This is a genomic window from Streptomyces sp. NBC_00996 (assembly GCF_045162675.1).
Classification (GTDB): domain Bacteria; phylum Actinomycetota; class Actinomycetes; order Streptomycetales; family Streptomycetaceae; genus Streptomyces.
Map to the genome: position 1 here is coordinate 1,979,668 of NZ_CP108723.1, position 26,191 is coordinate 2,005,858.

Annotated in this window: 22 protein-coding genes and 1 pseudogene; 3 read left to right on the forward strand and 20 right to left on the reverse strand. The window is 69.9% G+C overall.

Going from position 1 to position 26,191, the window contains the following annotated elements; genetic code table 11:
- Positions 1–39: 39 nt before the first annotated feature.
- The 16 genes and pseudogenes from OG390_RS09475 to pgsA all read right to left on the reverse strand — a co-directional run bounded on the left by OG390_RS09475 (position 40) and on the right by pgsA (position 16,570).
- Positions 40–2,565 carry a RelA/SpoT family protein gene (locus OG390_RS09475; protein ID WP_406166636.1) on the reverse strand — a complete coding sequence of 842 codons (2,526 nt, stop codon included), beginning with the start codon at positions 2,563–2,565 and terminating at the stop codon, positions 40–42.
- Positions 2,566–2,807: 242 nt separating this feature from the next.
- Complete coding sequence (locus OG390_RS09480; RefSeq protein ID WP_406166637.1) at positions 2,808–3,347, reverse strand: adenine phosphoribosyltransferase; 540 nt, start codon at positions 3,345–3,347, stop codon at positions 2,808–2,810.
- Entirely contained in the window at positions 3,344–4,462 is a 1,119-nt protein-coding gene (gene secF / locus OG390_RS09485; RefSeq protein WP_406166639.1) for a protein translocase subunit SecF, read from the reverse strand. Before secF ends, OG390_RS09480 begins: the two co-directional genes overlap by 4 nt.
- A gap of 1 nt (position 4,463) precedes the next feature.
- On the reverse strand, positions 4,464–6,224 hold the full coding sequence (gene secD / locus OG390_RS09490; protein WP_406166641.1) for a protein translocase subunit SecD: 1,761 nt from the start codon (positions 6,222–6,224) through the stop codon (positions 4,464–4,466).
- Positions 6,225–6,365: 141 nt separating this feature from the next.
- Positions 6,366–6,866 carry a preprotein translocase subunit YajC gene (yajC, locus tag OG390_RS09495; RefSeq protein WP_406166643.1) on the reverse strand — a complete coding sequence of 167 codons (501 nt, stop codon included), beginning with the start codon at positions 6,864–6,866 and terminating at the stop codon, positions 6,366–6,368.
- Positions 6,867–7,032: 166 nt separating this feature from the next.
- Positions 7,033–8,127: a Holliday junction branch migration DNA helicase RuvB gene (ruvB, locus tag OG390_RS09500; protein ID WP_406166645.1), complete on the reverse strand. Its 1,095-nt coding sequence runs from the start codon at positions 8,125–8,127 to the stop codon at positions 7,033–7,035.
- A 53-nt stretch (positions 8,128–8,180) separates the two neighbouring features.
- On the reverse strand, positions 8,181–8,789 hold the full coding sequence (gene ruvA / locus OG390_RS09505; protein ID WP_406166646.1) for a Holliday junction branch migration protein RuvA: 609 nt from the start codon (positions 8,787–8,789) through the stop codon (positions 8,181–8,183).
- Positions 8,786–9,355 (reverse strand): crossover junction endodeoxyribonuclease RuvC, encoded by a 570-nt coding sequence (gene ruvC / locus OG390_RS09510; protein ID WP_406166648.1) that lies wholly within the window; start codon positions 9,353–9,355, stop codon positions 8,786–8,788. The genes ruvA and ruvC overlap by 4 nt, the downstream gene beginning before the upstream one ends.
- A gap of 134 nt (positions 9,356–9,489) precedes the next feature.
- Positions 9,490–10,242 carry a YebC/PmpR family DNA-binding transcriptional regulator gene (locus OG390_RS09515; RefSeq protein WP_406166650.1) on the reverse strand — a complete coding sequence of 251 codons (753 nt, stop codon included), beginning with the start codon at positions 10,240–10,242 and terminating at the stop codon, positions 9,490–9,492.
- 48 nt (positions 10,243–10,290) lie between these two features.
- A complete protein-coding gene (gene pdxT / locus OG390_RS09520; RefSeq protein ID WP_399076355.1) occupies positions 10,291–10,896 on the reverse strand; it encodes a pyridoxal 5'-phosphate synthase glutaminase subunit PdxT in 606 nt (201 codons plus the stop codon).
- A 12-nt stretch (positions 10,897–10,908) separates the two neighbouring features.
- The gene (pdxS, locus tag OG390_RS09525) at positions 10,909–11,757 is read right to left on the reverse strand and encodes a pyridoxal 5'-phosphate synthase lyase subunit PdxS (protein ID WP_406177574.1); all 849 of its coding nucleotides are present in this window, start codon (positions 11,755–11,757) and stop codon (positions 10,909–10,911) included.
- 310 nt (positions 11,758–12,067) lie between these two features.
- Positions 12,068–12,613, reverse strand: a complete 546-nt coding sequence (locus tag OG390_RS09530; RefSeq protein ID WP_406166652.1) for a hypothetical protein — start codon at positions 12,611–12,613, stop codon at positions 12,068–12,070.
- A 25-nt stretch (positions 12,614–12,638) separates the two neighbouring features.
- A pseudogene (locus OG390_RS09535) lies at positions 12,639–13,545 on the reverse strand (formylglycine-generating enzyme family protein).
- Between the two features lie 162 nt (positions 13,546–13,707).
- Positions 13,708–14,868 carry a glycosyltransferase family 4 protein gene (locus tag OG390_RS09540; protein ID WP_406166654.1) on the reverse strand — a complete coding sequence of 387 codons (1,161 nt, stop codon included), beginning with the start codon at positions 14,866–14,868 and terminating at the stop codon, positions 13,708–13,710.
- On the reverse strand, positions 14,865–15,851 hold the full coding sequence (locus OG390_RS09545; protein ID WP_406166656.1) for a phosphatidylinositol mannoside acyltransferase: 987 nt from the start codon (positions 15,849–15,851) through the stop codon (positions 14,865–14,867). Before OG390_RS09545 ends, OG390_RS09540 begins: the two co-directional genes overlap by 4 nt.
- Positions 15,848–16,570 (reverse strand): phosphatidylinositol phosphate synthase, encoded by a 723-nt coding sequence (gene pgsA, locus OG390_RS09550; RefSeq protein ID WP_399076363.1) that lies wholly within the window; start codon positions 16,568–16,570, stop codon positions 15,848–15,850. The genes OG390_RS09545 and pgsA overlap by 4 nt, the downstream gene beginning before the upstream one ends.
- A gap of 216 nt (positions 16,571–16,786) precedes the next feature.
- Here pgsA and OG390_RS09555 point away from each other — a divergent pair, with 216 nt between their 5' ends.
- Positions 16,787–18,982, forward strand: a complete 2,196-nt coding sequence (locus OG390_RS09555) for an elongation factor G-like protein EF-G2 (protein ID WP_406177576.1) — start codon at positions 16,787–16,789, stop codon at positions 18,980–18,982.
- Positions 18,983–19,152: 170 nt separating this feature from the next.
- Positions 19,153–20,808, forward strand: a complete 1,656-nt coding sequence (locus OG390_RS09560; protein WP_406166657.1) for a hypothetical protein — start codon at positions 19,153–19,155, stop codon at positions 20,806–20,808.
- A 129-nt stretch (positions 20,809–20,937) separates the two neighbouring features.
- On the opposite strand, the gene OG390_RS09565 is transcribed toward OG390_RS09560, so the two are convergent.
- Positions 20,938–21,507, reverse strand: a complete 570-nt coding sequence (locus OG390_RS09565) for an HIT family protein (protein WP_406166659.1) — start codon at positions 21,505–21,507, stop codon at positions 20,938–20,940.
- Positions 21,508–21,574: 67 nt separating this feature from the next.
- On the opposite strand from OG390_RS09565, the gene OG390_RS09570 reads away from it, so the two are divergent.
- On the forward strand, positions 21,575–22,231 hold the full coding sequence (locus tag OG390_RS09570; RefSeq protein ID WP_406166661.1) for a potassium channel family protein: 657 nt from the start codon (positions 21,575–21,577) through the stop codon (positions 22,229–22,231).
- Positions 22,232–22,311: 80 nt separating this feature from the next.
- Here OG390_RS09570 and thrS read toward each other — a convergent pair whose 3' ends face one another.
- The 3 genes from thrS to OG390_RS09585 form a co-directional block, all read right to left on the reverse strand.
- On the reverse strand, positions 22,312–24,291 hold the full coding sequence (gene thrS, locus OG390_RS09575; protein ID WP_406166662.1) for a threonine--tRNA ligase: 1,980 nt from the start codon (positions 24,289–24,291) through the stop codon (positions 22,312–22,314).
- A 105-nt stretch (positions 24,292–24,396) separates the two neighbouring features.
- Positions 24,397–25,614, reverse strand: a complete 1,218-nt coding sequence (locus OG390_RS09580; RefSeq protein WP_399076374.1) for a hypothetical protein — start codon at positions 25,612–25,614, stop codon at positions 24,397–24,399.
- Entirely contained in the window at positions 25,611–26,177 is a 567-nt protein-coding gene (locus OG390_RS09585; protein ID WP_362020980.1) for a DUF4365 domain-containing protein, read from the reverse strand. The genes OG390_RS09580 and OG390_RS09585 overlap by 4 nt, the downstream gene beginning before the upstream one ends.
- Positions 26,178–26,191: the final 14 nt, after the last annotated feature.

The window sequence follows — 26,191 nt, forward strand, 5'->3', positions numbered from 1 at the left end:
GAGCCCCTCTACGCAGTGGCCGATGTACGGCCTGCGGGTCTACGGCCTGCGGGCCGACGTCACGCGGTACACGTCGTACACGCCCTCCACGCCCCGCACCGCCTTCAGGACGTGCCCCAGGTGCTTGGGGTCACCCATCTCGAAGGTGAAGCGGGAGGTCGCGACGCGGTCGCGGGAGGTCTGGACGGCCGCCGACAGGATGTTGACGTGCTGGTCCGACAGGACGCGGGTGACGTCCGACAGGAGCCGGGAGCGGTCCAGGGCCTCGACCTGGATGGCGACCAGGAAGACCGAGGACTGGGTCGGGGCCCACTCGACCTCGAGGATGCGCTCGGGCTCGCGGGAGAGCGACTCGACGTTGACGCAGTCGCTGCGGTGAACCGATACGCCGCTGCCGCGGGTGACGAACCCGATGATGGGGTCGCCGGGGACTGGCGTACAACAGCGTGCCAGCTTGACCCACACGTCATCGACGCCCTTGACGACGACACCCGGGTCGGCGTTGGAGCGACGTTTGCGACCGCGACCGCGCGCGGGCGGAACGCTCTCGTCGATCTCCTCGGTGGCCGCTTCCTCGCCGCCGAGTGCTTGCACCAGCTTCTGCACGACGCTCTGTGCGGCGACATGGCCCTCGCCGATCGCCGCGTACAGGGACGAGATGTCGGGGTAGCGCATCTCGTGCGCGAGGGTGACCAGGGAGTCACCGGTGAGGATGCGCTGGATCGGCAGGTTCTGTTTGCGCATCGCGCGGGCGATGGCGTCCTTGCCCTGCTCGATCGCCTCGTCCCGGCGCTCCTTGGAGAACCATGCGCGGATCTTGTTGCGGGCGCGCGGCGACTTCACGAAGCCCAGCCAGTCGCGGGACGGGCCCGCACCGGCCGCCTTGGAGGTGAAGACCTCCACCAAGTCGCCGTTGTCCAAGGTGGATTCGAGCGGGACGAGGCGTCCGTTGACCCGTGCGCCTATCGTGCGGTGGCCGACCTCCGTGTGGACCGCGTACGCGAAGTCCACCGGCGTCGCACCGGCCGGGAGCGCTATGACGTCGCCCTTGGGCGTGAAGACGAAGACCTCGTTGCGCGACAGGTCGAAGCGCAGGGACTCCAGGAACTCGCTGGGGTCCTCGGTCTCCTTCTGCCAGTCGAGCAACTGGCGCAGCCACGCCATGTCGTTGACGGTGTCCTGGCCCGCGCTGCCCTTGGCCGCCCGGGGCACATCCGTACGGATCTTGGAGGAACCGGCGACGGTCTCCTGCTTGTACTTCCAGTGCGCGGCGATGCCGTACTCGGCGCGGCGGTGCATGTCGAACGTGCGGATCTGGAGTTCGACGGGCTTGCCGTTGGGGCCGATCACCGTCGTGTGCAGCGACTGGTACATGTTGAACTTGGGCATCGCGATGTAGTCCTTGAACCGGCCGGGGACCGGATTCCATCGCGCGTGCACGGTGCCGAGGGCGGCGTAGCAGTCCCGGACGGTGTCGACGAGGACACGGATGCCCACCAGGTCGTAGATCTCCGCGAAGTCACGGCCTCGGACGATCATCTTCTGGTAGACGCTGTAGTAGTGCTTCGGGCGACCGGTGACGGTCGCCTTGATACGGGCGGCGCGCAGGTCGGACTGGACCTCGTCGGTCACTATGGCGAGGTATTCGTCGCGCTTGGGGGCGCGCTCGGCGACCAGGCGGACGATCTCGTCGTACATCTTGGGGTAGAGGATCGCGAAGGCGAGATCTTCCAGTTCCCACTTGATGGTGTTCATGCCCAGGCGGTGGGCGAGCGGCGCGTAGATCTCCAGGGTCTCGCGCGCCTTCTTCTCCTGCTTCTCACGCTTGAGGTAGCGCATGGTGCGCATGTTGTGCAGGCGGTCGGCGAGCTTGATGACCAGGACACGGGGGTCCTTCGCCATGGCGACGACCATCTTGCGCACGGTCTCGGCCTGCGCGGCCTCGCCGAACTTGACCTTGTCGAGCTTGGTGACGCCGTCGACGAGGAGGGCGACCTGGTCACCGAAGTCCCGCTTGAGGGTGTCGAGGCCGTACTCGGTGTCCTCGACGGTGTCGTGCAGCAGGCCCGCCATCAGCGTGGCCGGGTCCATGCCCAGCTCGGCGAGGATCGTGGTCACGGCGAGCGGGTGCGTGATGTACGGGTCGCCGCTCTTGCGCTTCTGGCCGCGGTGCCAGCGCTCGGCGACCTGGTAGGCCTTCTCGACCTGCCGGAGAGTCGCCGTCTCGATCTTCGGGTCGTTGCTGCGCACTATCCGCAGCAGCGGCTCCAGGACCGGGTTGTACGGGTTGGAGCGCTGCACGCCGAGACGGGCGAGGCGGGCCCGTACGCGGTTGGAGGAGCCGCCGGTGCGGGCGGGCTGGCCCGCCGCCGGTCGGATCGCCGGGGTGCTCGTGGCGCGCTCGGGAGGGGCCGGCTTGGGGCGTGGCTGCTCGGCCGCCTTGTAGTCGGGCGCGGACTGGGCATGCTCGACCGGCCCGCTCGTGGCGTTCTTCGCGGGCTTCTCCGCCGCGGCCGAGGCGGGCTCGGGCTTGGCGGCGGTGAGTGGCTGGGCCTCGTCTGGCAAGAGGGCTCCTCGTGCGCGTTCCGGGTCCCCCGGTCAGGCTCCGGAAACCCCATGGTAGCGATCCTGGGTGTCGGACTCTCTCTCGGCCGCTGGGACGGCCTCGTACAGGTGGAACACGAGAGGCGGGCGCCGGATTCCTCCGGGCCCGCCTCCGCGGTGTCCTACGGGTGTCTCAGGCCTTTCCCGAGGCTTTCCCGGGGCTTTCCCTCGGGTGCTCGGACGCGACCCTCAGACCTCGATCCTCAGACCTTGAGCAGAGCCTCCAGCGGAGCGCCCTCCAGGGCCGGCTCCAGACGGCCGCGGCCGCCCAGGAAGCCGAGCTCCATGAGCACGGCGACGCCCGCGACCTCGGCGCCCGCCCGGCGGATGAGCTGGAGCGAGGCCTCGGCGGTGCCGCCGGTGGCGAGGACGTCGTCGACGACCAGGATGCGGTCGCCGACGGCCAGGTCCTCGGCGTGCACCTCGATCTCGGCGGAGCCGTACTCCAGGTCGTACGCCTGCGCCAGGGTCGCTCCGGGGAGCTTGCCCGCCTTGCGTACGGGGATGAAGCCGAGCCCGGCGCGGACGGCGACCGGGGCACCGAGGATGAAGCCGCGGGCCTCCAGGCCGACGACCTTCGTCGCCCCGTTGCGGACGGCGATGTCCGCCAGCGCGTCGGTGAGCGCGGTGAACGCCGAAGGGTCCGCCAGGAGCGGGGTGATGTCCTTGAACATCACGCCCGGCTCCGGGTAGTCGGCCACGTCGCGGATACGGCTGAGCAGCAGCGCCTCGATACCGGTCATCGGCGCTTCCCCGACGGACGGCCACGGCCCCGGTTGCGGGAGGCGGGCTGGTTGCGCGGGCCGACGATCGCTGGCGCGGCGTCCTGCGGCTCGTCGTCGTACGACTCGTCGCTGACCCGGGGCTCCAGGGACTCGCCCGTCGCGGCGGCCTGGGCGCGCTTGGCGAGCACGCGCTTGCGCAGGGCCTTCATCTGCGGCTCGCGCTCCTTGAGGTCGGCGACGAGCGGCGTGGCGATGAAGATCGAGGAGTACGCACCGGCCGCGAGGCCGACGAACAGCGACAGCGAGATGTCGTTGAGCATGCCCGCGCCGAGCACGCCGCCACCGATGAACAGCAGGCCCGCGACCGGCAGCAGCGCGACCACCGTGGTGTTGATGGAGCGCACCAGGGTGCCGTTGATCGAGCGGTCGGCGACGTCGCTGTAGGTGTAGCGGGTCTGCTTGGTGATGCCCTTCGTCTGCTCCTTGAGGCTGTCGAAGACGACGACCGTGTCGTAGAGCGAGTAACCGAGGATCGTGAGCAGACCGATCACGGTGCCCGGTGTGACCTCGAAGCCCACCAGGGCGTAGATGCCGACCGTGATGGTGATGTCGTGAATCAGCGCGACGAGCGCGGCCACGGCCATGCGCCACTCGAAGGCGATCGCCAGGTAGATCACGACGAGGACCATGAAGATCGCCAGGCCCTCCCAGGCCTTGTTGGCGATCTGGTCACCCCAGCTGGGTCCGACCAGGTCGGCGTTGATCTTCTCCGAGTCGATCTTCAGATCCTTGGAGAGCGTCTCCTTGATCTGGTCGGACTTGTCGGTGTCGATGCCGGCGATCTGGATGCGCAGGCTGCCGTCGCCGAGCTTCTGGACGATCGCGTCGTGGCCGGAGGCGTCCTGCGCGTACGACTCGGCCTGGTTCACCGAGACGGTCATGTGCTTCGGGGTGGTGAGGACGGCACCACCCTGGAACTCGATGCCCATGTTCAGACCGCGCACCGTCAGGCCGAGGATGGCCGTGATGGTGATCAGGATCGAGATGCCGTACCAGATCTTGCGCTTGCCGACGAAGTCGTAGCCGATCTCGCCGCGGTGCAGTCGGGCGCCGAGGGTGCCGAGTTTCGACATCTCACGCCTCCTTCGTGTCGACGGGGGCGGAGGGGCGACGGGTGCGGCGCAGCGGCGGCTTGGCGCCCAGTCGCTTCGGGTCGAGGCCGGACCAGCTGTGACCGTTCGCGAAGAACTTCTTGCGGGCGAGGATCGTCATCAGCGGCTTGGTGAAGAGGAAGACGACGACCACATCGAGCAGGGTGGTCAGACCGAGGGTGAACGCGAAGCCCTGGACCTTTCCGACGGTGACGATGAAGAGCACCGCGGCGGCGAGGAACGACACGAAGTCGGAGACCAGGATGGTGCGCCGGGCGCGCGGCCAGGCCCGCTCGACGGCGGGGCGAAGCGAGCGGCCCTCGCGGATCTCGTCCCGGATGCGTTCGAAGAACACGATGAACGAGTCCGCCGTGATACCGATCGCGACGATCGCACCACAGACGGCCGGCAGGTTCAACGCGAAACCGATGGTGGGACCGAGCAGCGCCATGATCACGTAGGTGAGCATGGCGGAGACCATCAGCGACGCGATGGCGATGAGCGACAGGCCCCGGTAGTAGACCACCAGGTAGATGATGACCAGGCCGAGGCCGATCGCGCCGGCGATCAGGCCGGCGTGCAGCTGCTCGCCACCGAGGGCGGCGGTCACCGTGGTGACGCTCGACTCCTTGAAGGTGAGCGGCAGGGCGCCGTACTTCAGCATGTTGGCCAGGTCCTGCGCCTCGGTCTGGCTGAAGCTTCCGGAGATCTCCGCGTTGCCGCTCAGCGACTGGTCGACGCGCGGGTCGGAGACGACCTCACCGTCGAGGACGATGGCGAACTGGTTCTGCGGGGGCTGGTTCTGGGCGAGCTTGCCGGTGATGCTGGCGAACTTCTTGGAGCCACCGGACGTGAACTCCATGGTGACTTTCCAGCCCGCGGCGCTCTGCGTGTCGAAGACGGCGCCGGCCTTCTTGATGTCCGTGCCGGACACCTCGGCCGGGCCCAGGATGTACTTCTGCCACTGACCGGAGGAGTTCTTGCCGCACGCCACGGTGGGGTCGGTGGGCTTGGCGCCGTCGCCGGCCTTGGCGCGGACCGCCTTGTCCGTGCAGTCGAGCGCGGTGTACTCGGCCTCGAGCTTGGCGGTCGCGGGGTCCACGCTGCTGCTCGGGGACGGCGAGGCGCTGGAGGAGGCCGAGGAGCTCGCGGAGCTGCTCGCCGACGGCGTGGAGTCGGCCTTCAGGGCGTCGGTGACCGCGCGGCCCTGGGAGGTGGCGGTGGCCGACGGCGTCGTGGAGCTCGACGGGGACGAAGACGAGCTCGCCTTGTCGGTGGCCTTGTCGGATGAGCTGCTGGAGGCGCTCGGCGACGGGCTGGCCGACGCGTCGGGCCCGGAGACCTCGGTGGCCAGGACCGGACGGAAGTAGAGCTTGGCGGTCGTGCCGACCTGCTCCCGGGCCTGCTTCGAGTTCGTGCCCTTGGGAATGTTGACAATGATGTTGTCGGATCCCTGGGTCTGCACCTCGGCCTCGGAGACACCGAGACCGTTGACACGGCGGTTCATGATGTCGACCGCGGTGTCCATGTTGGTCTTGTTGATCGCGTTGGGCTGGCCCGGCTCGTTCTTCGCCGTGAGCGTGATGCTCGTGCCACCGGCGAGGTCGATGCCGAGACGCGGAGTGGGGTGCCCGGAGACGAACATCCCCCCGGTGAGCGCCGCGATGGCGATCAGGATGAGGGCCAGTGAGCGCCCCGGCCTGCTCTGGGCGCTCGCGCTCCGGCCCTTCTTCGGTGCTGCCACCTTCTCGTACTCCCTCTCGGGCCGCCCTGCGCCGGGTGAGCGCGCGGACGGCCATGACATGGTGTCGGGACTCCGTGCGAGAACAGCACGTCCCGGAAAGCACGGGGCGCGAGCGGGTCGCGCCGTGCTCCCGGGGCGTGACTACTTCGCGTCGGCCTCGCCGTCGGTCTTCTTCGGCCCTGCTGCGTCGACCTCGTCGGCCTTCGCCTCGGCGGGCTCGTCGGCCGACTCGTCCGCCGCGTCCTTCTTGCCGAGGTCGATGGGCTTGTCGTCGGAGGCGTCGGCGGCGGGCTCGTCGGTCTCGGTGAGGGAGGAGGCGTCGTCCGGAACGACCGTGCCGTCGGACTTCAGGTCGTGCTCGATGCCGTGAACGATCCGGTTGTACTCGTCGTCGGTCAGAACGGCGCCGATCGCGTTCTTCGCGAAGAGCAGGTCCACGCCCGGGGCAGCGTCAAGGAGGACCGTGTCCTCGTTGACTTCCTTCACCGTCGCGTACATGCCCCCGATCGTGCGGACGCCGGCGCCGGGCTGCATCTCATTACGCATCGACGCGGCCTGCTGCTGCTTGCGCTTGGCCGAGCGGGTCATCAGGAACATGGCCCCGATGAGCACGATGAACGGGAGAAGGGTGACGATATTCACGGGACGGAGTTTCCTTCGCACGACCGCGGGATGAGAGCGGCCTGGTGGATGGGGGTGGTCGGCGCCGCCCACAAGGGCGGCATCGGCGGAGTCTAAGCGAGTCCGCACGCATGGAACAACGCTCAGCATGGCACCGGGGTTCCTGTCCCGGCACCTACCCGCGCCGTCACGTCCCGAACAGGTCCTGTTGTCCGTTTCCACCGACTGACTGGCGGGGCGGGGTCAGGCCGAGATGCGCCCATGCCGCCGGTGTCGCCACCCGGCCACGGGGAGTACGCGCGAGCAGTCCCTCCCGTACCAGGAAGGGCTCGGCGACCTCCTCCACGGTCTCACGCTCCTCCCCCACCGCGACAGCGAGCGTGGACAGACCGACCGGGCCACCGCCGAAGAGCTTGAGCAGGGCTTCCAGGACACCCCGGTCGAGCCGGTCGAGGCCGCGGGCGTCGACCTCGTAGACCTTCAGCGCGGCCGCCGCGATCTCGCGGGTGATGATCCCGTCGGCCTTGACCTGCGCGTAGTCGCGAACGCGGCGCAGCAGGCGGTTGGCGATACGGGGGGTGCCCCTGGAGCGCCCCGCGATCTCGGCGGCGCCTTCGGAGCCGATCTCGACGTCGAGCAGGTTGGCGGAGCGGTGGATGACACGCTCCAGCTCTGCGGGCTCGTAGAACTCCATGTGCGCGGTGAAGCCGAAGCGGTCGCGCAGCGGGGGCGGCAGCAGTCCCGCGCGCGTGGTGGCGCCGACCAGGGTGAACGGGGGCAGTTCGAGGGGGATGGCGGTGGCGCCGGGGCCCTTGCCGACGATGACGTCGACGCGGAAGTCCTCCATCGCCATGTAGAGCATCTCCTCGGCGGGCCGGGACATCCGGTGGATCTCGTCGAGGAACAGCACTTCTCCCTCCTGGAGGGAGGAGAGGATGGCGGCGAGGTCCCCGGCGTGCTGGATCGCGGGGCCGCTGGTGATGCGGATCGGGGCGCCCATCTCGGCGGCGATGATCATCGAGAGGGTGGTCTTGCCGAGTCCGGGGGCGCCCGAGAGAAGCACGTGGTCGGCGGTGGCGCCACGCGCGCGTGCGGCCCGCAGAACCAGGTCGAGCTGCTCGCGGACCTTCTCCTGGCCGATGAACTCGTCCAGGTCCTTGGGACGCAGGGCGGCCTCGACGGCCTGGTCCTCGCGGTCGGCGACAGAGTCCACCAGCCGCTCCGCGGCGGGGCCGACGAGCCGCTCGGCGGCGGTGTCGTCGGTCGGGTCGTCCCAGTTCATCAGGTGTGCCTCGCGGTGTGGTGGATCGATCGGGGCTCAGGGCTGCGGGTGGTTCAGCGTGCTCTGTTGAGGGTCTGCAGGGCCGCCTTGAGGAGCTGGCCCACCTGGGGTGTGCCCTCCGCGGCCTCCGCCTGCGGGGCGATCGCGGAGACCGCCTCGTCGGCCTCGCGCGTCGCGTACCCGAGGCCGATGAGCGCGGCGTGCAGCTGGTCGCGCCAGCCGGTACTGACCGGAGCGCCGATTCCCGTACTGGTGCCGAGGGGTTCGCCGAGCCGGTCCTTGAGCTCCAGGAGGAGCTTCTGGGCGCCCTTCTTGCCGATGCCGGGGACGGCGGTGAGCGCCCTCTCGTCCCCGGTGGACACCGCGCGGCGCAGGGCGTCGGGGGTGTGCACGGCGAGCATGGCCTGCGCGAGGCGCGGGCCGACACCGCTTGCGGTCTGCAGCAGCTCGAAGGTCTGCCGCTCGTCGTCGTCCGCGAAGCCGTACAAGGTCAGCGAGTCCTCACGGACAACGAGGGAGGTGGCCAGCTTGGCCTGCTGTCCCGTGCGGAGCCCGGAGAGCGTGTTGGGCGTGCACTGGACGGCGATGCCGATACCGCCGACCTCGACCACCGCGGAGTCCGGGGCGAGGGCGGCGACCGGGCCGCTGACGAAGGCGATCATGCGGTACGGCCTTTCGATGCGAGTTTCGATGCGTGCAGGGCGGCGGCCTGCTGGAGCCGGTTCTGCGCGACTGCCTGCTGAAGTCTGTTGTGGGCGGGGGCGCGCCAGATGTGGCAGATGGCCAGGGCCAGGGCGTCGCCGGCGTCGGCGGGCTTGGGCGGCGCGTCGAGCCGGAGCAGACGCGTGACCATGGCACCCACCTGGGCCTTGTCCGCACGCCCGTTGCCGGTGACGGCGGCCTTGACCTCGCTCGGGGTGTGCAGGGCGACGGGGATGCCGCGCCGGGCGGCGCAGAGCATGGCGACGGCGCTGGCCTGGGCGGTGCCCATCACCGTGCGCACGTTGTGCTGGCTGAACACCCGCTCCACGGCGACGAATTCGGGCTCGTGCTCGTCGAGCCACTGCTCGATGCCCTGCTCGATGGCGACGAGACGCGGGCCCAACTCGGCGTCCGCCGGGGTCCGTACGACACCGACGGCGCGCATGGTGAGGGGTCGGCCCGCGACTCCTTCGACCACTCCGACTCCGCACCGGGTCAACCCGGGGTCAATGCCCAGTACCCGCACCCCTGCCCCCCATCTTCGATCTCCCCCAGCTACCGCTGGGAGGTGCCCCCAGTTTGTGCAGGCTATCGGGTGCCACTGACAAAGCGACGGGCCGACGGGTTGTGTCCCGTCGGCCCGTCGCGCTGTCAGTGCCCTCAGGCGTCGACCTTCGCCATCACGTCGTCGCTCACGTCGAAGTTGGCGAAGACGTTCTGCACGTCGTCGCTGTCCTCGAGGGCGTCGATCAGCTTGAAGATCTTCCGGGCGCCCTCCTCGTCCAGCTCGACCTGCATGGTCGGGACGAAGTTGGCGTCGGCGGAGTCGTAGTCGATTCCGGCCTCCTGCAGCGCGGTGCGCACCGCGACCAGGTCGGTGGCCTCGGAGATGACCTCGAAGGACTCACCGAGGTCGTTGACCTCCTCGGCACCCGCGTCGAGCACGGCGCCCAGGACGTCGTCCTCGGTCAGCTCGCCCTTGGGGACGATCACGACACCCTTGCGGTTGAACAGGTACGAGACGGAGCCCGGGTCGGCCATGTTGCCGCCATTGCGCGTCATGGCGACACGCACGTCCGAGGCCGCGCGGTTGCGGTTGTCGGTGAGGCACTCGATGAGCACCGCGACACCGTTCGGGCCGTAACCCTCGTACATGATCGTCTCGTAGTCGGCGCCACCGGCCTCGAGTCCGGCACCACGCTTGACCGCGGAGTCGATGTTCTTGTTCGGGACCGAGCTCTTCTTGGCCTTCTGAATGGCGTCGAACAGCGTCGGGTTGCCGGCCGGGTCGGCGCCACCCGTGCGCGCCGCGACCTCGATGTTCTTGATCATCTTCGCGAAGAGCTTGCCGCGCTTGGCGTCGATCACGGCCTTCTTGTGCTTCGTCGTAGCCCATTTAGAGTGGCCGGACATCTGCCTGTCTCCTTCGCGTAACCCAACTCTTTACGAACGCCAGAGATCCTACAAGGACTCCGGCGTCCGATTCGCGCGCACCATGTCGACGAACAGGCCGTGCACGCGGTGGTCGCCGGTCAGTTCCGGGTGGAACGACGTGGCGAGCGCGTTGCCCTGGCGTACGGCGACGATGTGGCCTTCGTGCTCGGCGAGCACCTCGGCCTCGGCACCCACGGACTCGACCCAGGGGGCGCGGATGAAGACGCCCTCTACAGGATCGCCCTCGACGCCCTGGACGTCGACCGCCGCCTCGAACGACTCGTTCTGACGCCCGAAGGCGTTGCGGCGCACGATCATGTCGATGCCGCCGATGGTCTCCTGGCCCGAGCGCGGGTCGAGGATCTTGTCGGCGAGCATGATCATGCCCGCGCAGGTGCCGTAGACGGGCATACCGTCCCGCACGCGCGCGCGGAGGGGCTCCATCACTCCGAAGAGGACGGCCAGCTTGGAGATGGTGGTGGACTCGCCACCGGGGATGACCAGGCCATCCACCTCGGCGAGCTCCTCGGGGCGCCGCACCGGCCTGGCCACGGCATCAGCCGCGGCCAGCGCGATGAGGTGCTCCCGTACGTCGCCCTGGAGTGCCAGGACGCCTATGACGGGGGTGTTCATGGGTGGTGTGCCTTACCAGCCGCGGTTCGCGTAGCGCTCGGCCTCGGGGAGGGTGTCGCAGTTGATGCCGACCATGGCCTCGCCCAGGTTGCGGGACGCGTCAGCGATGATCTTGGGGTCGTCGTAGAAGGTGGTCGCCTTCACGATGGCGGCGGCGCGCTTGGCCGGGTCGCCCGACTTGAAGATGCCGGAGCCGACGAAGACACCCTCGGCGCCGAGCTGGCGCATGAGCGCGGCGTCGGCCGGGGTGGCCACGCCACCGGCGGAGAAGAGGACGACCGGAAGCTTGCCCAGCTCGGCGACCTCCTTGACGAGCTCGTAGGGGGCGCGCAGGTCCTTGGCGGCGGCGTACAGCTCGTTGTTGTCGTAGCCGCGCAGGCGGGCGATCTCGTTCTTGATCTGGCGCAGGTGGCGGACGGCCTCGACGACATTGCCGGTGCCGGCCTCGCCCTTGGAGCGGATCATGGCCGCGCCCTCGGCGATACGGCGCAGGGCCTCGCCCAGGTTGGTGGCGCCACAGACGAAGGGGGTGGTGAACGCCCACTTGTCGGAGTGGTTGACCTCGTCGGCCGGGGTGAGGACCTCGGACTCGTCGATGTAGTCGACGCCGAGGGACTGCAGGACCTGGGCCTCGACGAAGTGGCCGATGCGCGACTTGGCCATGACGGGGATGGAGACCGCGTCGATGATCTCCTCGATCATGTTCGGGTCCGACATACGGGCCACGCCACCGTCCTTGCGGATGTCGGCGGGGACCCGCTCCAGGGCCATGACGGCCACGGCGCCGGCGTCCTCGGCGATCTTCGCCTGCTCGGCGTTGACCACGTCCATGATCACGCCCCCCTTGAGCTGCTCGGCCATGCCGCGCTTCACGCGGGCGGTGCCGGTCTCGGGAGTCTGGGCGGAGTTGGAGAGCGTGCTGGACACGGGTTGACCTCACTCGGTGGAAGAGGGTTTGGTGCAGCACCGAGGAAACGCGAGGCGAGCAGGCCACAGCAAGGGCCAATGGGGAGCCGGTGGATTTTTTTCGCCCCCTCCGCCCCTGCCCGTCCCGTCCCTGGGGGCTGCGCCCCCAGACCCCCTGAAAGATTGCGCAGTTCCCCGCGCCCCTGAAAAGGGGCGCGGGGAACTGCGCTACAAGCGGCTGGTCGGGGGCGGACTGAACCCGGCCTCAGCTCGTCGGGCGGTCCGCCAAAGCCGTCGGGGGCTCGTCGTCCATCTCGAAGGCCATGGGGAACGGGGCGTGGCCGGCGAGGCGGAACCAGCGGACCTTGCGGTGGCGACGGAGCGCACGGGCGGCACGCACGGCGTCGTTGTGGAAGCGCCGAGCCATCGGCACCCGCCGCACGGCCTGCGCCAGCTCATTCGCCGCCTCCTCACCGCCGGGCGCCTCCCGCACGGCCTCGACCTGGGTCACTTCCCCGAACACGGCCCGCAACGCCTGGCTCAGCTCGCTCTCGGCCACCTCCCGCTGCTCCTCCTCGGCCTGCCGAGCCGCGTGCGCCGCCTCGTACAGCACGATCGAGGCGGCCGGATCGAGGACCCCGGACGTGGCCAACTCCTGTGCCACGGAGGCCCGGCGCAGCAACTGAGCGTCGAGAGCGGCGCGGGCGGCGTCGATGCGAGCGTGCAGCCGGTCCAGTCGCCCGGCGGTCCAGCTCAGGTAGAGGCCGATCGCGACGAGGCCGACGAGGATCCAGATGAGGGTTGCGGTCACGGGCGGCAAGGCTACCCGGGTATGGTCACCGCTCTTCGAGGTCCCAGGCGCAACGCAAACCGCCGTGGCCGGTCGAGGAGTCGGGCGTGTTCTTGGAGCGGGCGGCGACCCGGTAGCGGTTGCAGTACGAGGCGTGGCACAGACAGGACCCGCCGCGGATCACGCGGGGTTCGGCGTCCACCTCGGACTCGGCGAACTCGCCGACGCCCACGGCCGACAACCGGCCGCCATCCACGGAAGACGATCGGCAGGCGTTCACCGTCGGCATCCGGCCTGCATCCCCCACGGACACCTGGGCAGCGTCCGCCACCGAGAAGAAGTCCGCGCACCACTCCCACACGTTCCCCGAGGTGTTGTAGAGCCCGAAGCCGTCGGGCTCGTACGCGTCCACGGTCCCGCTCGCGCCGCCCGGGCGCGTGCTGACCCGGGGGGGGGAAGTCCCCCTGCCAGGTGTTCATCCGCTCGCGGCCGCCGGGCGCGCACTCGTCACCCCAGGGATAGCGCACCCCGTCGAGGCCGCCTCTCGCCGCGTACTCCCACTCGGCCTCGGTGGGCAGCCGCGCACCCGCCCAGGAGCAGTACGCGAGCGCGTCGTGGAACGAGACGTGCACGACAGGGTGGTCCGTGCGGCCTTCGAGATCGGAGCCGGGTCCCTCCGGCGCGCTCCAGGAGGCGCCCTCCACACCGAGCCACCAGGGTGCGGCGGCGACTGCCCCCATCACGGTGTCCCGCGCACCGGGGTGCAGCAAGAGGTGGAACACGAACGAACTGCCGTACCGCTCCGCCTCCGTGCGGTAGCCGGTGGCCCGCACTGAGTCGGTGAACCTGGCGTTGGTGACGGCGGTCGCGTCGATCCGGAAGGGCTCCGAGGTCACCGTACGGACCGGTCCCTCCGCATCGTCCGGATACCCCTCGCCGAAGGTGTCACCCATGCGGAACTCGCCACCCGGCAGCTCGACGGCAGAGATGTGGTGCCCGGATCCGCGACCACTTCGCGGACCGGGCACGGCGGCCAGTTGGAAAAGTGAACCAACCGGCCTCCCCGCGCGCGGGTGCGCAACACGACGCTCCCCGGCCCGAGGTGTCCGGCACGTTCAGTCCCGCGCCAGCCCGAACCGGGCCCGGAACCCGGTCCGTTCGTCGGTGGCAACCGCAGCCGCCCCGTCCGTCACCGTCTCGTAGACGGACAGGATGTCCGCCCCGACCGTCGACCAGTCGAAGCGCCGTACGTGGGCGGTTCCCCGCTCGCGCAGTTCGGCCCGGCGCTCCGGGTCGCCGAGGAGCCGCAGCGCGGAGGCGGCCAGCGCGTCGGCGTCCTCGTTGGCGAACAGCTCGCCCGCCGCGCCCTGGTCGAGGACCTGGGCGAACGCGTCGAGGTCGGAGGCGAGCACCGGCGCCCCCGCCGACATCGCCTCCACCAGGATTATCCCGAAGCTCTCGCCACCGGTGTTGGGCGCGACGTACACGTCGACGCTGCGCAGGAAGCGGGCCTTGTCCTCGTCGCTGATCATGCCGAGGAACTCGACGCGCGAGCGCATTTCGGCGGGCAGGGACTCCACCGCCTCCTCCTCGTCGCCGCGTCCGGCGACCAGGAGCCTGGTCTGCGGGCGCTCGGCGAGGATTTTCGGCAGGGCCTTCATGAGCACCGGCAGGCCCTTGCGGGGCTCGTCGATGCGGCCGATGAATCCGAGGGTGTCGCCCTGCCACTCGGCCTTGGGCTTGGCGCGGGCGAAGAAGTCGACGTCGACACCGTTCGGGATGACGACCGCGTCGCCGCCCAGGTGCTCGACGAGGGTGCGGCGCGCGTACTCGCTCACCGCGATCCGCGCGCTGATCTTCTCCAGGGCCGCCTGCAGGATCGAGTACGCGGCGACCATCGCCCGGGAGCGCGGGTTGGAGGTGTGGAAGGTGGCGACGATGGGGCCCTGCGCGGCCCAGCAGGCCAGAAGGCCGAGCGACGGCGAGGCCGGTTCGTGGATGTGGATCACGTCGAAGGTGCCGTCGTGCAGCCAGCGCCGCACCCGGGCCGCCGACAGGAAGCCGAAGTTCAGGCGTGCCACCGAGCCGTTGTAGGGCACCGGGACCGCGCGGCCCGCCGAGACGACGTACGGGGGCAGGGGTGTCTCGTCGTCCGCGGGGGCGAGGACGGACACCTCATGGCCGAGGCGGATGAGGTGCTCGGCCAGGTCGCGGATGTGGAACTGGACGCCGCCCGGCACGTCCCAGGAGTACGGGCAGACGATGCCGATCCTCACAGGGTCCCTTTCTCAGGGTCCTTCTCGGAGTTATCGGAAACCTTTCCGGTGTTCTCAGGATCCTTCCTGTTCTTGTCAGGATCCTTCCCCGGGTCGAGGTCCTTGAGCCACAAGCGCTGCAGCATGTGCCAGTCCTCCGGATGGTCGGCGATCCCCGTGGCGAAGGCGTCGGCCATCGCCTGTGTCATGACAGACGTCTTTTCCGCCCGGGTACCTGTCTCGGGCGGCTCGACGGGGGGATGGACGCGGCCCTTCATCACGGGCGAGTCGTCGTACCAGAGCGTCACCGGAAGGAGCAGGGCGCCGGTCTGCTGGGCCAGCAGAGCCGGTCCCGCGGGCATCCGGGTCGCCTCGCCGAAGAACTTCACCTCGACGCCGGACGAGGACAGGTCACGCTCGGCCACCAGGCAGATCAGCCCGCCGTCGCGCAGCCGCCGGGCCAGCGTGCCGAACGCGGTGCCGCCGCTGTGCGGCAGGACCTCCATGCCGAGGCCCTCGCGATAGGCGACGAATCGGTCGTACAGCGACTCGGGCTTGAGGCGCTCGGCGACGGTCGTGAACGGCGTGCGGAGCTTGGTGGTGACCCAGGCGCCCGCGAGATCCCAGTTGCCCATGTGCGGGAGGGCGAGGATCACGCCCTTGTCGGAGGCGAGCGCGTCGGTGAGGTGGTGCACGTCCTTCGGGTCGAAGCCCGTCTTCACACGCTCCTCGCTCCAGGCGGGCAGCCGGAAGGACTCCATCCAGTAGCGCAGGTACGAGCGCATGCCCGCCTTGGAGAGCTCGGCGAGACGCTCGGGCGTCGCGTCGGGCACCACGCGCGCGTAGTTGCTCTCCAGGCGCTGCACGCCCTTGCCGCGCTTCTTCCAGGCGAGGTCGGCGATGGTCCGGCCGAGCCGCACGGCGACCGGCTCGGGGAGCTTCTTGACGGTGCTCCAGCCGAGCGCGTACGCCCCGTCGACCAGCCGGTCCTGGAGGCTCGTCACGGCGTGGCCCCGCTGTTCTGGGCCGCGGCCTCGGCGTCGGCCTCCGCGGACTCGCGGCGTACCGTCACCACGCGCTGGATCAGCGTCACGAGGCTGCCGACCGCGACGATCCACAAGGCGATGGGCAGCAGCACCTGGATGCCGGGCACGCCGAACTTGTGCAGGCCCGCGAGGCCGGCCGCGACCAGCGAGATCACCAGCCGCTCGGCACGCTCCACCAGTCCGTTGACCGCGACCGGCAGCCCGATCGACTCGCCGCGGGCCTTGGTGTACGAGACCACCTGGCCGCTGGCCAGGCAGAAGATCGAGACGGCACACAGGACGTTGTCGTCGCCGTTGCCCGCGTACCAGAGCGCGAAGCCACCGAAGATCGCGCCGTCGGCGACCCGGTCGAGCGTCGAGTCGAGGAAGGCGCCCCAACGGCTGGAGCGGCCGAGCTGGCGCGCCATGTTGCCGTCGACGAGGTCCGAGAACACGAAGAGCGTGATGACGATCGTGCCCCAGAAGAACTCTCCCCGGGGGTAGAAGACCAGCGCGCCCGCCATGACTCCGGCCGTGCCCAGGAGGGTGACCGTGTCGGGGCTTACCCCCCGGCGGATGAGAAACGCGGCGAACGGTGTGAGGACACGCGTGAAGAATGCACGCGCGTACTTGTTCAGCATGGCCTTCCCGAGGGTCGGTGTCGCCGCGCGGCCCCTGCTGGCCACCGGCTGGCCCATCGTAGCCACGCGCGCGCGTGTGCGACGGTCGGGCACCCGCACCCCGTGTCATGACGGGATGCCGTCGGTGTCACGGCGCGATCGAGTCCGCCGTATGGACGCACCGTGACGTGAGTGCAAAGCTCGAAGACACCGCGGGCGTCATCGGAGCCGCACCGCACGCGGATCCGTATGCCCGCGCCCACAGAGACCTCACCGTGCACGGGAGGCAAGGCCATGGGCGACAAGGCGAACGCACACCCCGGAGCCGCCGGCAGGGCTACGGCGGCCGACCACCCCGCGTCCGTACGGAATGTGGTGCTGGTCGGCCACAGCGGATCGGGCAAGACGACATTGGTGGAAGCTCTCGCGCTCACCGCGGGGGCAGTGAACCGGGCGGGCCGTGTGGAGGACGGCGGCACCGTCTCCGACTACGACGAGATCGAGCACCGGCAGCAGCGCTCGGTGCAGCTCTCCCTGGTACCCGTCGACTGGGACGGATACAAGATCAACATTCTGGACACCCCCGGATACGCCGACTTCGTCGGGGAACTGCGGGCCGGTCTGCGAGCGGCGGACGCGGCCCTTTTCGTCGTCTCGGCCTCGGACGGCGTGGACGGCTCGACCCGGATGGTGTGGGAGGAGTGCGCGGCCGTCGGCATGCCGAGGGCCATCGTGATCACCCATCTCGAAGCCGCCAGAGCGGACTTCGAAGAGATGACGCGGATCTGCGCGGAGGCCTTCGGCGCGGACGACCCCGACGCCGTGCTGCCCCTGTATCTACCGCTGCGCGGCGAGGAGGGCCCCGACGGGCACGCGCCCGTGACGGGTCTGATCGGGCTGCTGTCCCAGCGGCTGTTCGACTACTCCTCCGGGGAGCGCAAGGAGGCGGAGCCGGGACCCGAGCAGTTGCCTCTCATCGAGGAGGCACGCAACCGGCTCATCGAGGGGATCATCGCCGAGAGCGAGGACGAGACCCTCATGGACCGCTATCTCGGCGGCGAGGAGATCGATCTCAAGACGCTCGTGCAGGACCTGGAGCGGGCCGTGGCGCGGGGAACCTTCTTCCCGGTGCTGGCCGCCGCTCCGGCCGCCGACGGCGCCCGCCAGGGCCTCGGCACGGTCGAACTCCTCGAACTCGTCACGGGCGGCTTCCCGACCCCGCTGGAGCGCGAGGCCCCCACGGTGACCACGCCGGCCGGCGAGGCGCGCGTGGTGAAGGCCTGCGACCCGAACGGGCCGCTGGTCGCGGAGGTCGTGAAGACGGCGTCCGATCCGTACGTGGGCCGGGTCTCGCTGGTCCGGGTCTTCTCGGGCACCCTGCGCCCCGACGAGACGGTGCACGTGTCCGGGCACGGGCTGACCGACCGGGGTCACGAGGACCACGACGTCGACGAGCGGGTGGGCGCCCTGTCCAGGCCGTTCGGCAAACAGCAGCGCGCCCTCACGCACTGCATCGCGGGCGATCTGGCGTGCGTGGCGAAGCTGAACCGGGCCGAGACCGGGGACACCCTCTCGGCGAAGGACACTCCCCTGCTCATGGAGCCGTGGCAGATGCCCGACCCGCTGCTTCCGCTCGCCATCCAGGCGCACAGCAAGGCCGACGAGGACAAGCTCTCGCAGGGCCTGGGGCGGCTGGTCGCCGAGGACCCCACCATGCGCCTGGAGCAGAACCAGAACACCCACCAGGTCGTCCTGTGGTGCCTGGGCGAGGCCCACGCCGACGTCGCCCTGGAGCGGCTGCGCAACCGCTACGGCGTCCAGGTCGACGTCGTCCCGTACAAGGTCTCCCTACGAGAGACGTTCGCGGGCAGGTCCGCCGGGCGCGGGCGCCATGTGAAGCAGTCCGGCGGGCACGGCCAGTACGCGATCTGCGAGATCGAGGTCGAACCGCTGCCGAACGGCTCGGGCATCGAGTTCGTGGACAAGGTCGTCGGCGGCGCCGTGCCCCGGCAGTTCATCCCGTCCGTCGAGAAAGGCATCCGCACCCAGGCCGCCAAGGGCGTGGCCGCGGGCTATCCCCTCATCGACGTACGGATCACGCTGCTCGACGGCAAGGCTCACTCCGTGGACTCCTCCGACGCCGCGTTCCAGACGGCCGGCGCGCTCGCCCTGCGCGAGGCGGCCGCCGACGCCAGGATCCATCTCCTGGAGCCTGTGGCCGAGGTGACCGTCCTGGTCGGCGACGACTATGTGGGCGCCGTGATGAGCGACCTGTCGGGGCGGCGCGGCCGAGTCGTCGGCACCGAGCAGACGGGCGGCGGGCGCACCCTTGTACGGGCCGAGGTCCCGGAGATCGAGATCGGGCGGTACGCCGTCGATCTGCGCTCCCTCTCGCACGGCACCGCGCGCTTCAACCGCAGTTACGCGCGGCACGAACCGATGCCGCCTCAGATCGCCGAAAGGATCCGCGAACAGACCCAGGACGCCTGAGCGTTCGGCGCCTCATCGGTCGGCGGACGGCTTCGGCCGTCCGCCGACGAATGTCGGTCGCGGCCGATACTCTGAGAACCTGATCAAGACGATGACCTGATCAACAGGTGTGCGGGGCACGGAAGTCGGGAAAGGCCGCAGGAGCGGGTGCGGCGGCGAGGGGGGCGGAAGTGGCATTCGACGGTTTCGATTTCACTCCCGGGGCGCAGGTGCCGCTCTCGGGCTCCGCGGGGCAGACGGCGGCGACCTTCGCCCTGGCCTCGGCGGCGTACCGGGACAACGGTGTCGAGGAGATCCTCAAGGCCGACAACGACTGGCACAAGTCCACCGTGAAGCCCGGCAAGATCAAGCTGTTCGCGCCGAACCTGGGCGAGGCCTTCGCGCGGGCCGTGCAGGACCGCATGCTGGGCGCGGGCCGCAAGCCGCTCATCCAGTCCTTCGGCACCGAGCCGCAGGTCATCGTGGAACACTGCCTTGCGGCGAACCGCATCCGCAGGGAGCGCGACAACTGGCTGTCGGCCGTGATGGTGCTGTGCGGGCTGCTCTTCCTGCCCGGTCTCCTGGTCTGGCTGCTCGTCTTCCAGATCCGCACGCAGATCGCCAAGCGCGAGGACAAGCGCGCCTCGGCCCTCGCGACCACGCTGCTCGTCGCCGTCGGCGCCCTCGCCGTGCTCTTCCTCATCCGCATGCCGTTCACGGGCTTCTGGGCCTGGTACGCACGCGCGGCGATCGTGCTCCCCGTCGTCGGCTGGCTCTGGGCCAAGCAGATCTGCGAGCGCACGGCCAAGGACCTGCGCGACCGCTGGGACAGCCTGTTGTCCGGCGGCGGCATCGGCGCCAAGATCCCCGAGGCCGTGCCCGGCAGTCCCGGTGAGACGGCGGCCGAGCGGCTGCGCCAGTCCCTCGCCCGGCTCACCGCCGAGCAGCAGTCCAACTCGGTCTTCTACGCGGGCCCCAAGGGCATACTCGGCATGGGCACCCGCTGGGGTGCCTGGCAGCTCGCCGAGGACCTGGTGCCGCGCGACGCGGACAAGGAGATCCATCCGTTCCGCAGTTGGGACGTGATCCGGTCCATCCACGACCAGCTGCGCATGCTGGAGCGCGGCCCCCTCAACACCGGTGGTTTCCCCGCCCCTTCGATAAAGCACTGGGTCGTCACGCCGATCGGTGAGAACGCGAAGGCGGTGTCCCGGCCGGCCGGGACGGACGTGGACGCGTACACGATCAAGACCCACGCCATACAGGACATCTGCAACAAGCAGCAGTTCGGCAGCGGGGACCGGCACTACCTCGGGGTCCAATGGACGCTCTGGGACGGCCAGTTGATCATCACCATGCTGATCACCGTGACCGTGCTGCACGAGACACTGCGCATCGAGGTCACGGGGCACGCGCTGGGTCCGGTGAACCCGCTCTTCACGACGAAGCCGGAGGCGCCGACCAAGGAGGTCGCGAAGGCCGTCAAGTTCTGGGAGACCCGCAAGGTGAATCTGCCGCTGGTCACCACGGACGAGGTCGTGCGACTCGCGGCGCGGGCGCCCTTCACCTGGTATCCGCCGTTCCTCAATTGGCTCGGCGGGACCCTGACGCTGCCCGAGCCCTTCGGGCTGCGGCACGCGTGGGCCGATCAGCCGTGGCGGCACCGCTTCATGGCGGACGACGCGCTGCGGGCCGCGACGCCGGTCCTGCGTGTGGTGCACGCGGCGGCGATCAGGGTCTTGGAGGAGAACGGCGTCGACACCGAGAAGTTCGGCAACCGCTCCGCGTTCCTCAGCACGGCGGTCCAGGACCCGATGCCTCGGAAGGCCGATCTCTACGACGCGTAGGCCTCCGGCCGACGAGCGGGGACGCGACCGTGCGTCGTGATGTGCGGATCGTGGTGAGCTGGTCGCGCCCAAGCGGCGGAGCCGCATGATGTGACGCCCCGCGCCCCTCATGGGCGCGGGGAGACTCCGCTAACGCGGCTCAGGCCTCGGCCAGGCCTCGGCCAGCATCTTGCGGGTGTCCGCCAGGAGCTGGGGCAGGACCTTGGTGTGGCCCACGACCGGCATGAAGTTCGTGTCGCCGCCCCAGCGGGGGACGATGTGCTGGTGGAGATGGGCGGCGATGCCGGCGCCCGCGACCGTGCCCTGGTTCATGCCGATGTTGAAGCCCTGCGCGCCCGAGGCGGTGCGCAGCGCGGTCATGGCCTGCTTGGTCAGCTCGCCCAGTTCGGCGGTCTCCGGGTCCGTCAGGTCCGTGTAGTCGGCGACGTGGCGGTAGGGCACGACCATGAGGTGGCCGCCGTTGTACGGGTAGAGGTTGAGCACGGCGTACACCTGCTCGCCGCGCTTGACGATCAGCCCGTCCTCGTCGGACTTGGCCGGGATCGAGCAGAAGGGACAGCCGTCGTCGGCCCCCGGACCGGTGGGCTTGTTCTCGCCCTGGATGTAAGCCATCCGATGGGGCGTCCACAAGCGCTGGAACGCGTCCTGCGTTCCCACTCCGATCTGCTGCTCCGGCTCACTCGTCATGTTGTGCAGCATATGACTTCGCCCGTTCGCGGCGTGTCGGCGGGTGCCGCGGAACAGGCCCCCCGGCCAAGCTGGGTCGATGGACGACGACAGCCCACAGGTCCGCTGGGAGCGACGTACCGAGGTCGCGCTCGCCCTGGCCTCGCTGGTCTTTCTCGCCTCGTACGCGGCTCTTGTCCTGGGTCACGGTCTGCCCGCCGCCGCACTGGACGCCTGCCTGGCGGCGATGGTGGCCGCCTGGGCGTTGTTCGGCGTCGATTACGCGGTGCGCTGGCGGCTGAGCGGGCAGCGCCTCCGCTTCGTACGGACGCACTGGCTGGACACCCTGGTGCTCGTCCTGCCCCTGCTGCGCCCACTGCGCGTCGTGAAGGTCTACGAGGCCGTACAGCGCCGCCATGGGCAGCCCCGGCTCGCGCTGTACGCGCGCGTGGTGTTCTACGCGGGTCTGTCGGTCACCTTGATCGGTTTCGCGGGCGCCCTCGCCGTCTACCAGGTGGAGCACACGGCGCCGCACGCAACGATCCTGACCTTCGGGGACTCGGTGTGGTGGGCCTGTTCCACGCTCGCGACGGTGGGCTACGGGGATGTCACCCCGGTGACGCCGCTGGGGCGCGTGATCGCAGTGGGGCTGATGGGGTGCGGCCTGGCGCTGCTCGGTGCGGTGACGGGGTCGTTCTCCTCGTGGCTGCTGCAGGTGTTCACCCGTGAGGGCGACGAAAGGCCCCCGGGGAGCTGAGCTCTCCGGGGGCCTGACCTCACGTACGTGTCAGAAGAGCGCCGTATGCCTCACCTACGTACGCCTCGCAACCGTCGCCGTCAGACCTGCGCGCGCTCCTGGACGACCTGCACGATCTTGGCGATCGCCTCGTCGACCGGGATGCCGTTCTCCTGCGAGCCGTCGCGGTAGCGGAAGGAGACGGCTCCGGCCGTCATGTCCTCGTCGCCCGCGATGACCATGAAGGGCACCTTCTGCTTCTGCGCGTTGCGGATCTTCTTCTGCATGCGGTCCGAGGACCCGTCGACCTCGACGCGCAGACCGGCCGCCTTCGCCTTCTTCGCGAACTCCTCGAGGTACGGCACGTGCGCGTCGCCGATCGGGATGCCGATCGCCTGCACAGGCGCCAGCCACGCCGGGAACGCGCCCGCGTAGTGCTCCAGGAGCACCGCGAAGAAGCGCTCGATCGAACCGAACAGCGCGCGGTGGATCATCACCGGCTGCTGCTTGGAGCCGTCCGCGGACGTGTACTCCAGGTTGAACCGCTTGGGCTGCTGGAAGTCGACCTGGATGGTGGACATCTGCCAGGAGCGGCCGATGGCGTCCTTGGCCTGGACGGAGATCTTCGGGCCGTAGTACGCGGCGCCGCCCGGGTCGGGAACCAGCGGGAGGCCCTGCTTCTCGGCCGCCTGACGCAGCGCGTCGGTGGCCTCCTCCCACTCCGCCTCCTCGCCGATGAACTTCGGGGAGTCGTCACGGGTCGACAGCTCCAGCTCGAAGTCGTTCAGTCCGTAGTCGCGCAGCAGATCCAGGACGAAGGTGAGCAGCGAGTCCAGCTCTCCGGCCATCTGGTCCTTGGTGCAGTAGATGTGCGAGTCGTCCTGCGTGAAGCCGCGGGCGCGGGTCAGGCCGTGCACGACGCCCGACTTCTCGTAGCGGTAGACCGTGCCGAACTCGAAGAGCCGCAGCGGCAGCTCGCGGTAGGAGCGGCCGCGCGCCTTGAAGATCAGGTTGTGCATAGGGCAGTTCATCGCCTTGAGGCGGTAGTTCTGCCCGTCGAACTCCAGCGGCGGGAACATCGCGTCCGCGTAGTTCGGCAGGTGCCCCGAGGTCACGAAGAGGTTTTCCTTCGAGATGTGCGGGGTGTTGACGAACTCGTATTCCGCGTCCTCGTGGCGCCGGCGAGAGTAGGTCTCCATCTCCCGGCGGACGATGCCGCCCTTGGGGTGGAAGACCGCGAGGCCGGAGCCCAGCTCCTCCGGGATGGAGAAGAGGTCCAGTTCGGCGCCGAGCTTGCGGTGGTCGCGCTTCTCGGCCTCGACGAGGAAGTCCAGGTACGCCTTCAGCTCGTCCTTGGTCGGCCAGGCGGTGCCGTAGATGCGCTGGAGCTGCGGGTTCTTCTCGCTGCCGCGCCAGTACGCGGCGGCCGAGCGCATCAGCTTGAACGCCGGGATGTTCCGGGTGGTGGGCAGGTGGGGACCGCGGCAGAGGTCCTTCCAGCACAGCTCGCCGGTCTTGGCGTCGAGGTTGTCGTAGATCGTCAGCTCGCCGGCGCCGACCTCGGCGTCGGCACCCTCGGCGGCCTGCGCGGCGTTGCCCTTGAGGCCGATGAGCTCCAGCTTGTAGGGCTCGTCGGCCAGCTCCTCGCGGGCGGCGTCGTCGGAGGTGACCCGGCGGGAGAACTTCTGTCCGCGCTTCTGGATCTCCTGCATCTTCTTCTCGACGCGCTTGATGTCCTCGGGCGTGAACGGCTCGGCGACGTCGAAGTCGTAGTAGAAGCCGTCCTTGACCGGCGGGCCGATGCCCAGCTTGGCCTCGGGGAAGAGCTCCTGCACGGCCTGCGCCATCACGTGCGCGGTGGAGTGGCGCAGGATGTTGAGGCCGTCGTCGGAGGAGATCTCCACACCCTCGACGGTCTCGCCGTCCTTCAGCTCGTACGCGAGGTCCTTGAGCTCGCCGCCGACACGGGCCGCGACGATGGTGCGCTCGCCGTCGAAAAGATCGGCGGCCGTAGTGCCCGTCGTCACCACGCGCTCTTCCCGCTCGGAATCGCGTTGGATGATCACACGGACGTCTGACACCGGACTCTCCTGCCTGAAGGTGGGCGCGCCGCCACTCGCGTACGCAGACAGGAATCGTACCGAGCCCGGGGTCCCGTTCGCGAAACGGATAACCACGGCCCCGTCTCAGTCCCCGCTGCACGCCTCCTCGAAGAAGTCCAGGTTCTCCTGGAGCGACTTCATCAGCCGGTCCCGCTCGGCCTCGTCCACCTGCACGGGTACGACTCCGGAGGCGTCCGTGAGCCTGCGGAAGCCGCCGCGGCTCTCCAGCCTTCCGTGCACCCGCACCGGCAGCCCTACGAGATGGGCATGGCCCGCTATCCGGTACGCCTCCTCGTCGAGCGTCATGCGTACGTGCGGGACCTCGGCGCCCGCGATGACCCGCAGCCGTACAGTGCCCTCGCCGCGCGGCCCCGACCTGCGCATCCGCACCACGGCGCCGGTCAGGCGCACCGGCACGGACGGCTCCTCGCGCAGAAAGCGGGCTCCGGCCTCGCGCAGCACGGGCAGGTCGCCGGGCGAGAACTCGACCGGCTCGGCGGGACTCGCGCCGCCCTCGGGGACACCGGCGGCGGGCGCCCACTCGACGGCGATCCGGGCTCCCTCGGTGCCGCGGACGAGGGCCACCAGGGCCTCCATGAGCTCGTGGCTGACGCCCGCCTCGACCGCCGCGTCGAAGGCGTCCATGCCACCGGTGGCCCGCTGGTAGTCGATGGCCTCGCGGGCGGCATAGAGGGCCTGGTGCAGGCGGATGGCGACCGGCCGCCCGGTGTCGACGGGCACGAAGGCGGTGAGCCTGCGCCCGCCGGGTTCGGCGCCGACCAGGACGTTCTCCAGGGAGGCGGCGGCGGACCTGCGGTGCCGGGCGCCGTAGTAGCCCGCACGCGCGCGCGTGGCGAGCGCGCCCGCGAGCAGCATCTGGCGGGCGGCCGCGCGCAGCTGCTCCTCGACGGTCCAGGGCGCGGCGCCCACGGGTCCGGTGGGGACGTCGCGCCACCAGCGGATCTCGTCGCTGGGCACGGCAAGCGCGACGAGCACGTCACGCGCGGACGGCGAGCCGCTGCGGGAGAGCGCGACGAGCGCCTCGCCGAGCAGGTCGTCGCTGTCGGGGAAGGCCCGGTTCTCCGGCACCAGCAGGCTGGTGCCGCCGCCACCGGGCCCGGGTGGGGTCCACCGGCCGTACCGTCCCGGCGCGCCTCCTCGCCGCTGCCAGCCGTGCCGCTGCAGCAGGGCGCTGAGCACGGCGGGGTCGACCTGACCGGGCGCGGGCGGCTCGTGCCACAGGGCCTCGGCCGGATGCGGCCTGACCGGCCGCAGGGCTTCGCCGATCGGGCGGTGGGTCATGGTCTGCCTCCCGTCCCGACCCGCGTCATGATCTCGCAGAGCGCCCGGTCGTCGAAGATCCGAGCCGTCGGAATTCGGACGGTGGTCCTGCGCCGACCGGTGATGGCGTGTCCGGCGAGGTTGGTCCAGTAGCAGCAGTGCCGCAGATCGAGCCGGTCGTGGCTGGCGCGCAGCCAGTCGTCCTGGGACCTGGGCACGAGCATCACGACCAGGATCTTGTGCACCGAGACCGGGGTGCGGGCGAGCTTCGCCAGGTGCTCGTTGTCGAGCGTGAAGGAGAAGGCGGGCCCCGGCGGGTTCGGCGGGATCTGGTACGTGCACTTGAGCTGCACCTTGATGGTGACTTCGTCGTCGACCGTATGCCCGGGGGCGCTGTGGCTGACGTGCCAGTCGATGCCGTTGTCCGGAAAAGGCTGGGACAGCGAGCAGCCTGCGGCTGCCGCGACGGCGTGCAGATAGCCGACCTGCAAGGTCTCCATGCAGGCGGTGGTGGCGAGTGTGCCGCGATGGGGTGCCGTCCGCTGGGGCAGCAGCCCGCCCCGTTCGGGCTGCGCGAGTGCCATGAGTCCAACAGCCT

Excerpts from the sequence above, each read along its gene's own strand:
- OG390_RS09480 (WP_406166637.1), bottom strand. The coding sequence starts at position 3,347 with ATGACCGGTATCGAGGCGCTGCTGCTCAGCCGTATCCGCGACGTGGCC.
- secF (WP_406166639.1), bottom strand. The coding sequence starts at position 4,462 with ATGTCGAAACTCGGCACCCTCGGCGCCCGACTGCACCGCGGCGAGATC.
- ruvB (WP_406166645.1), bottom strand. The coding sequence starts at position 8,127 with ATGAACTGGGACGACCCGACCGACGACACCGCCGCCGAGCGGCTCGTC.
- ruvA (WP_406166646.1), bottom strand. The coding sequence starts at position 8,789 with ATGATCGCCTTCGTCAGCGGCCCGGTCGCCGCCCTCGCCCCGGACTCC.
- OG390_RS09515 (WP_406166650.1), bottom strand. The coding sequence starts at position 10,242 with ATGTCCGGCCACTCTAAATGGGCTACGACGAAGCACAAGAAGGCCGTG.
- pdxT (WP_399076355.1), bottom strand. The coding sequence starts at position 10,896 with ATGAACACCCCCGTCATAGGCGTCCTGGCACTCCAGGGCGACGTACGG.
- pdxS (WP_406177574.1), bottom strand. The coding sequence starts at position 11,757 with ATGGCCGAGCAGCTCAAGGGGGGCGTGATCATGGACGTGGTCAACGCC.
- pgsA (WP_399076363.1), bottom strand. The coding sequence starts at position 16,570 with ATGGGCCAGCCGGTGGCCAGCAGGGGCCGCGCGGCGACACCGACCCTC.
- OG390_RS09555 (WP_406177576.1), top strand. The coding sequence starts at position 16,787 with ATGGGCGACAAGGCGAACGCACACCCCGGAGCCGCCGGCAGGGCTACG.
- OG390_RS09565 (WP_406166659.1), bottom strand. The coding sequence starts at position 21,507 with ATGCTGCACAACATGACGAGTGAGCCGGAGCAGCAGATCGGAGTGGGA.
- OG390_RS09570 (WP_406166661.1), top strand. The coding sequence starts at position 21,575 with ATGGACGACGACAGCCCACAGGTCCGCTGGGAGCGACGTACCGAGGTC.
- OG390_RS09580 (WP_399076374.1), bottom strand. The coding sequence starts at position 25,614 with ATGACCCACCGCCCGATCGGCGAAGCCCTGCGGCCGGTCAGGCCGCAT.
- OG390_RS09585 (WP_362020980.1), bottom strand. The coding sequence starts at position 26,177 with ATGGCACTCGCGCAGCCCGAACGGGGCGGGCTGCTGCCCCAGCGGACG.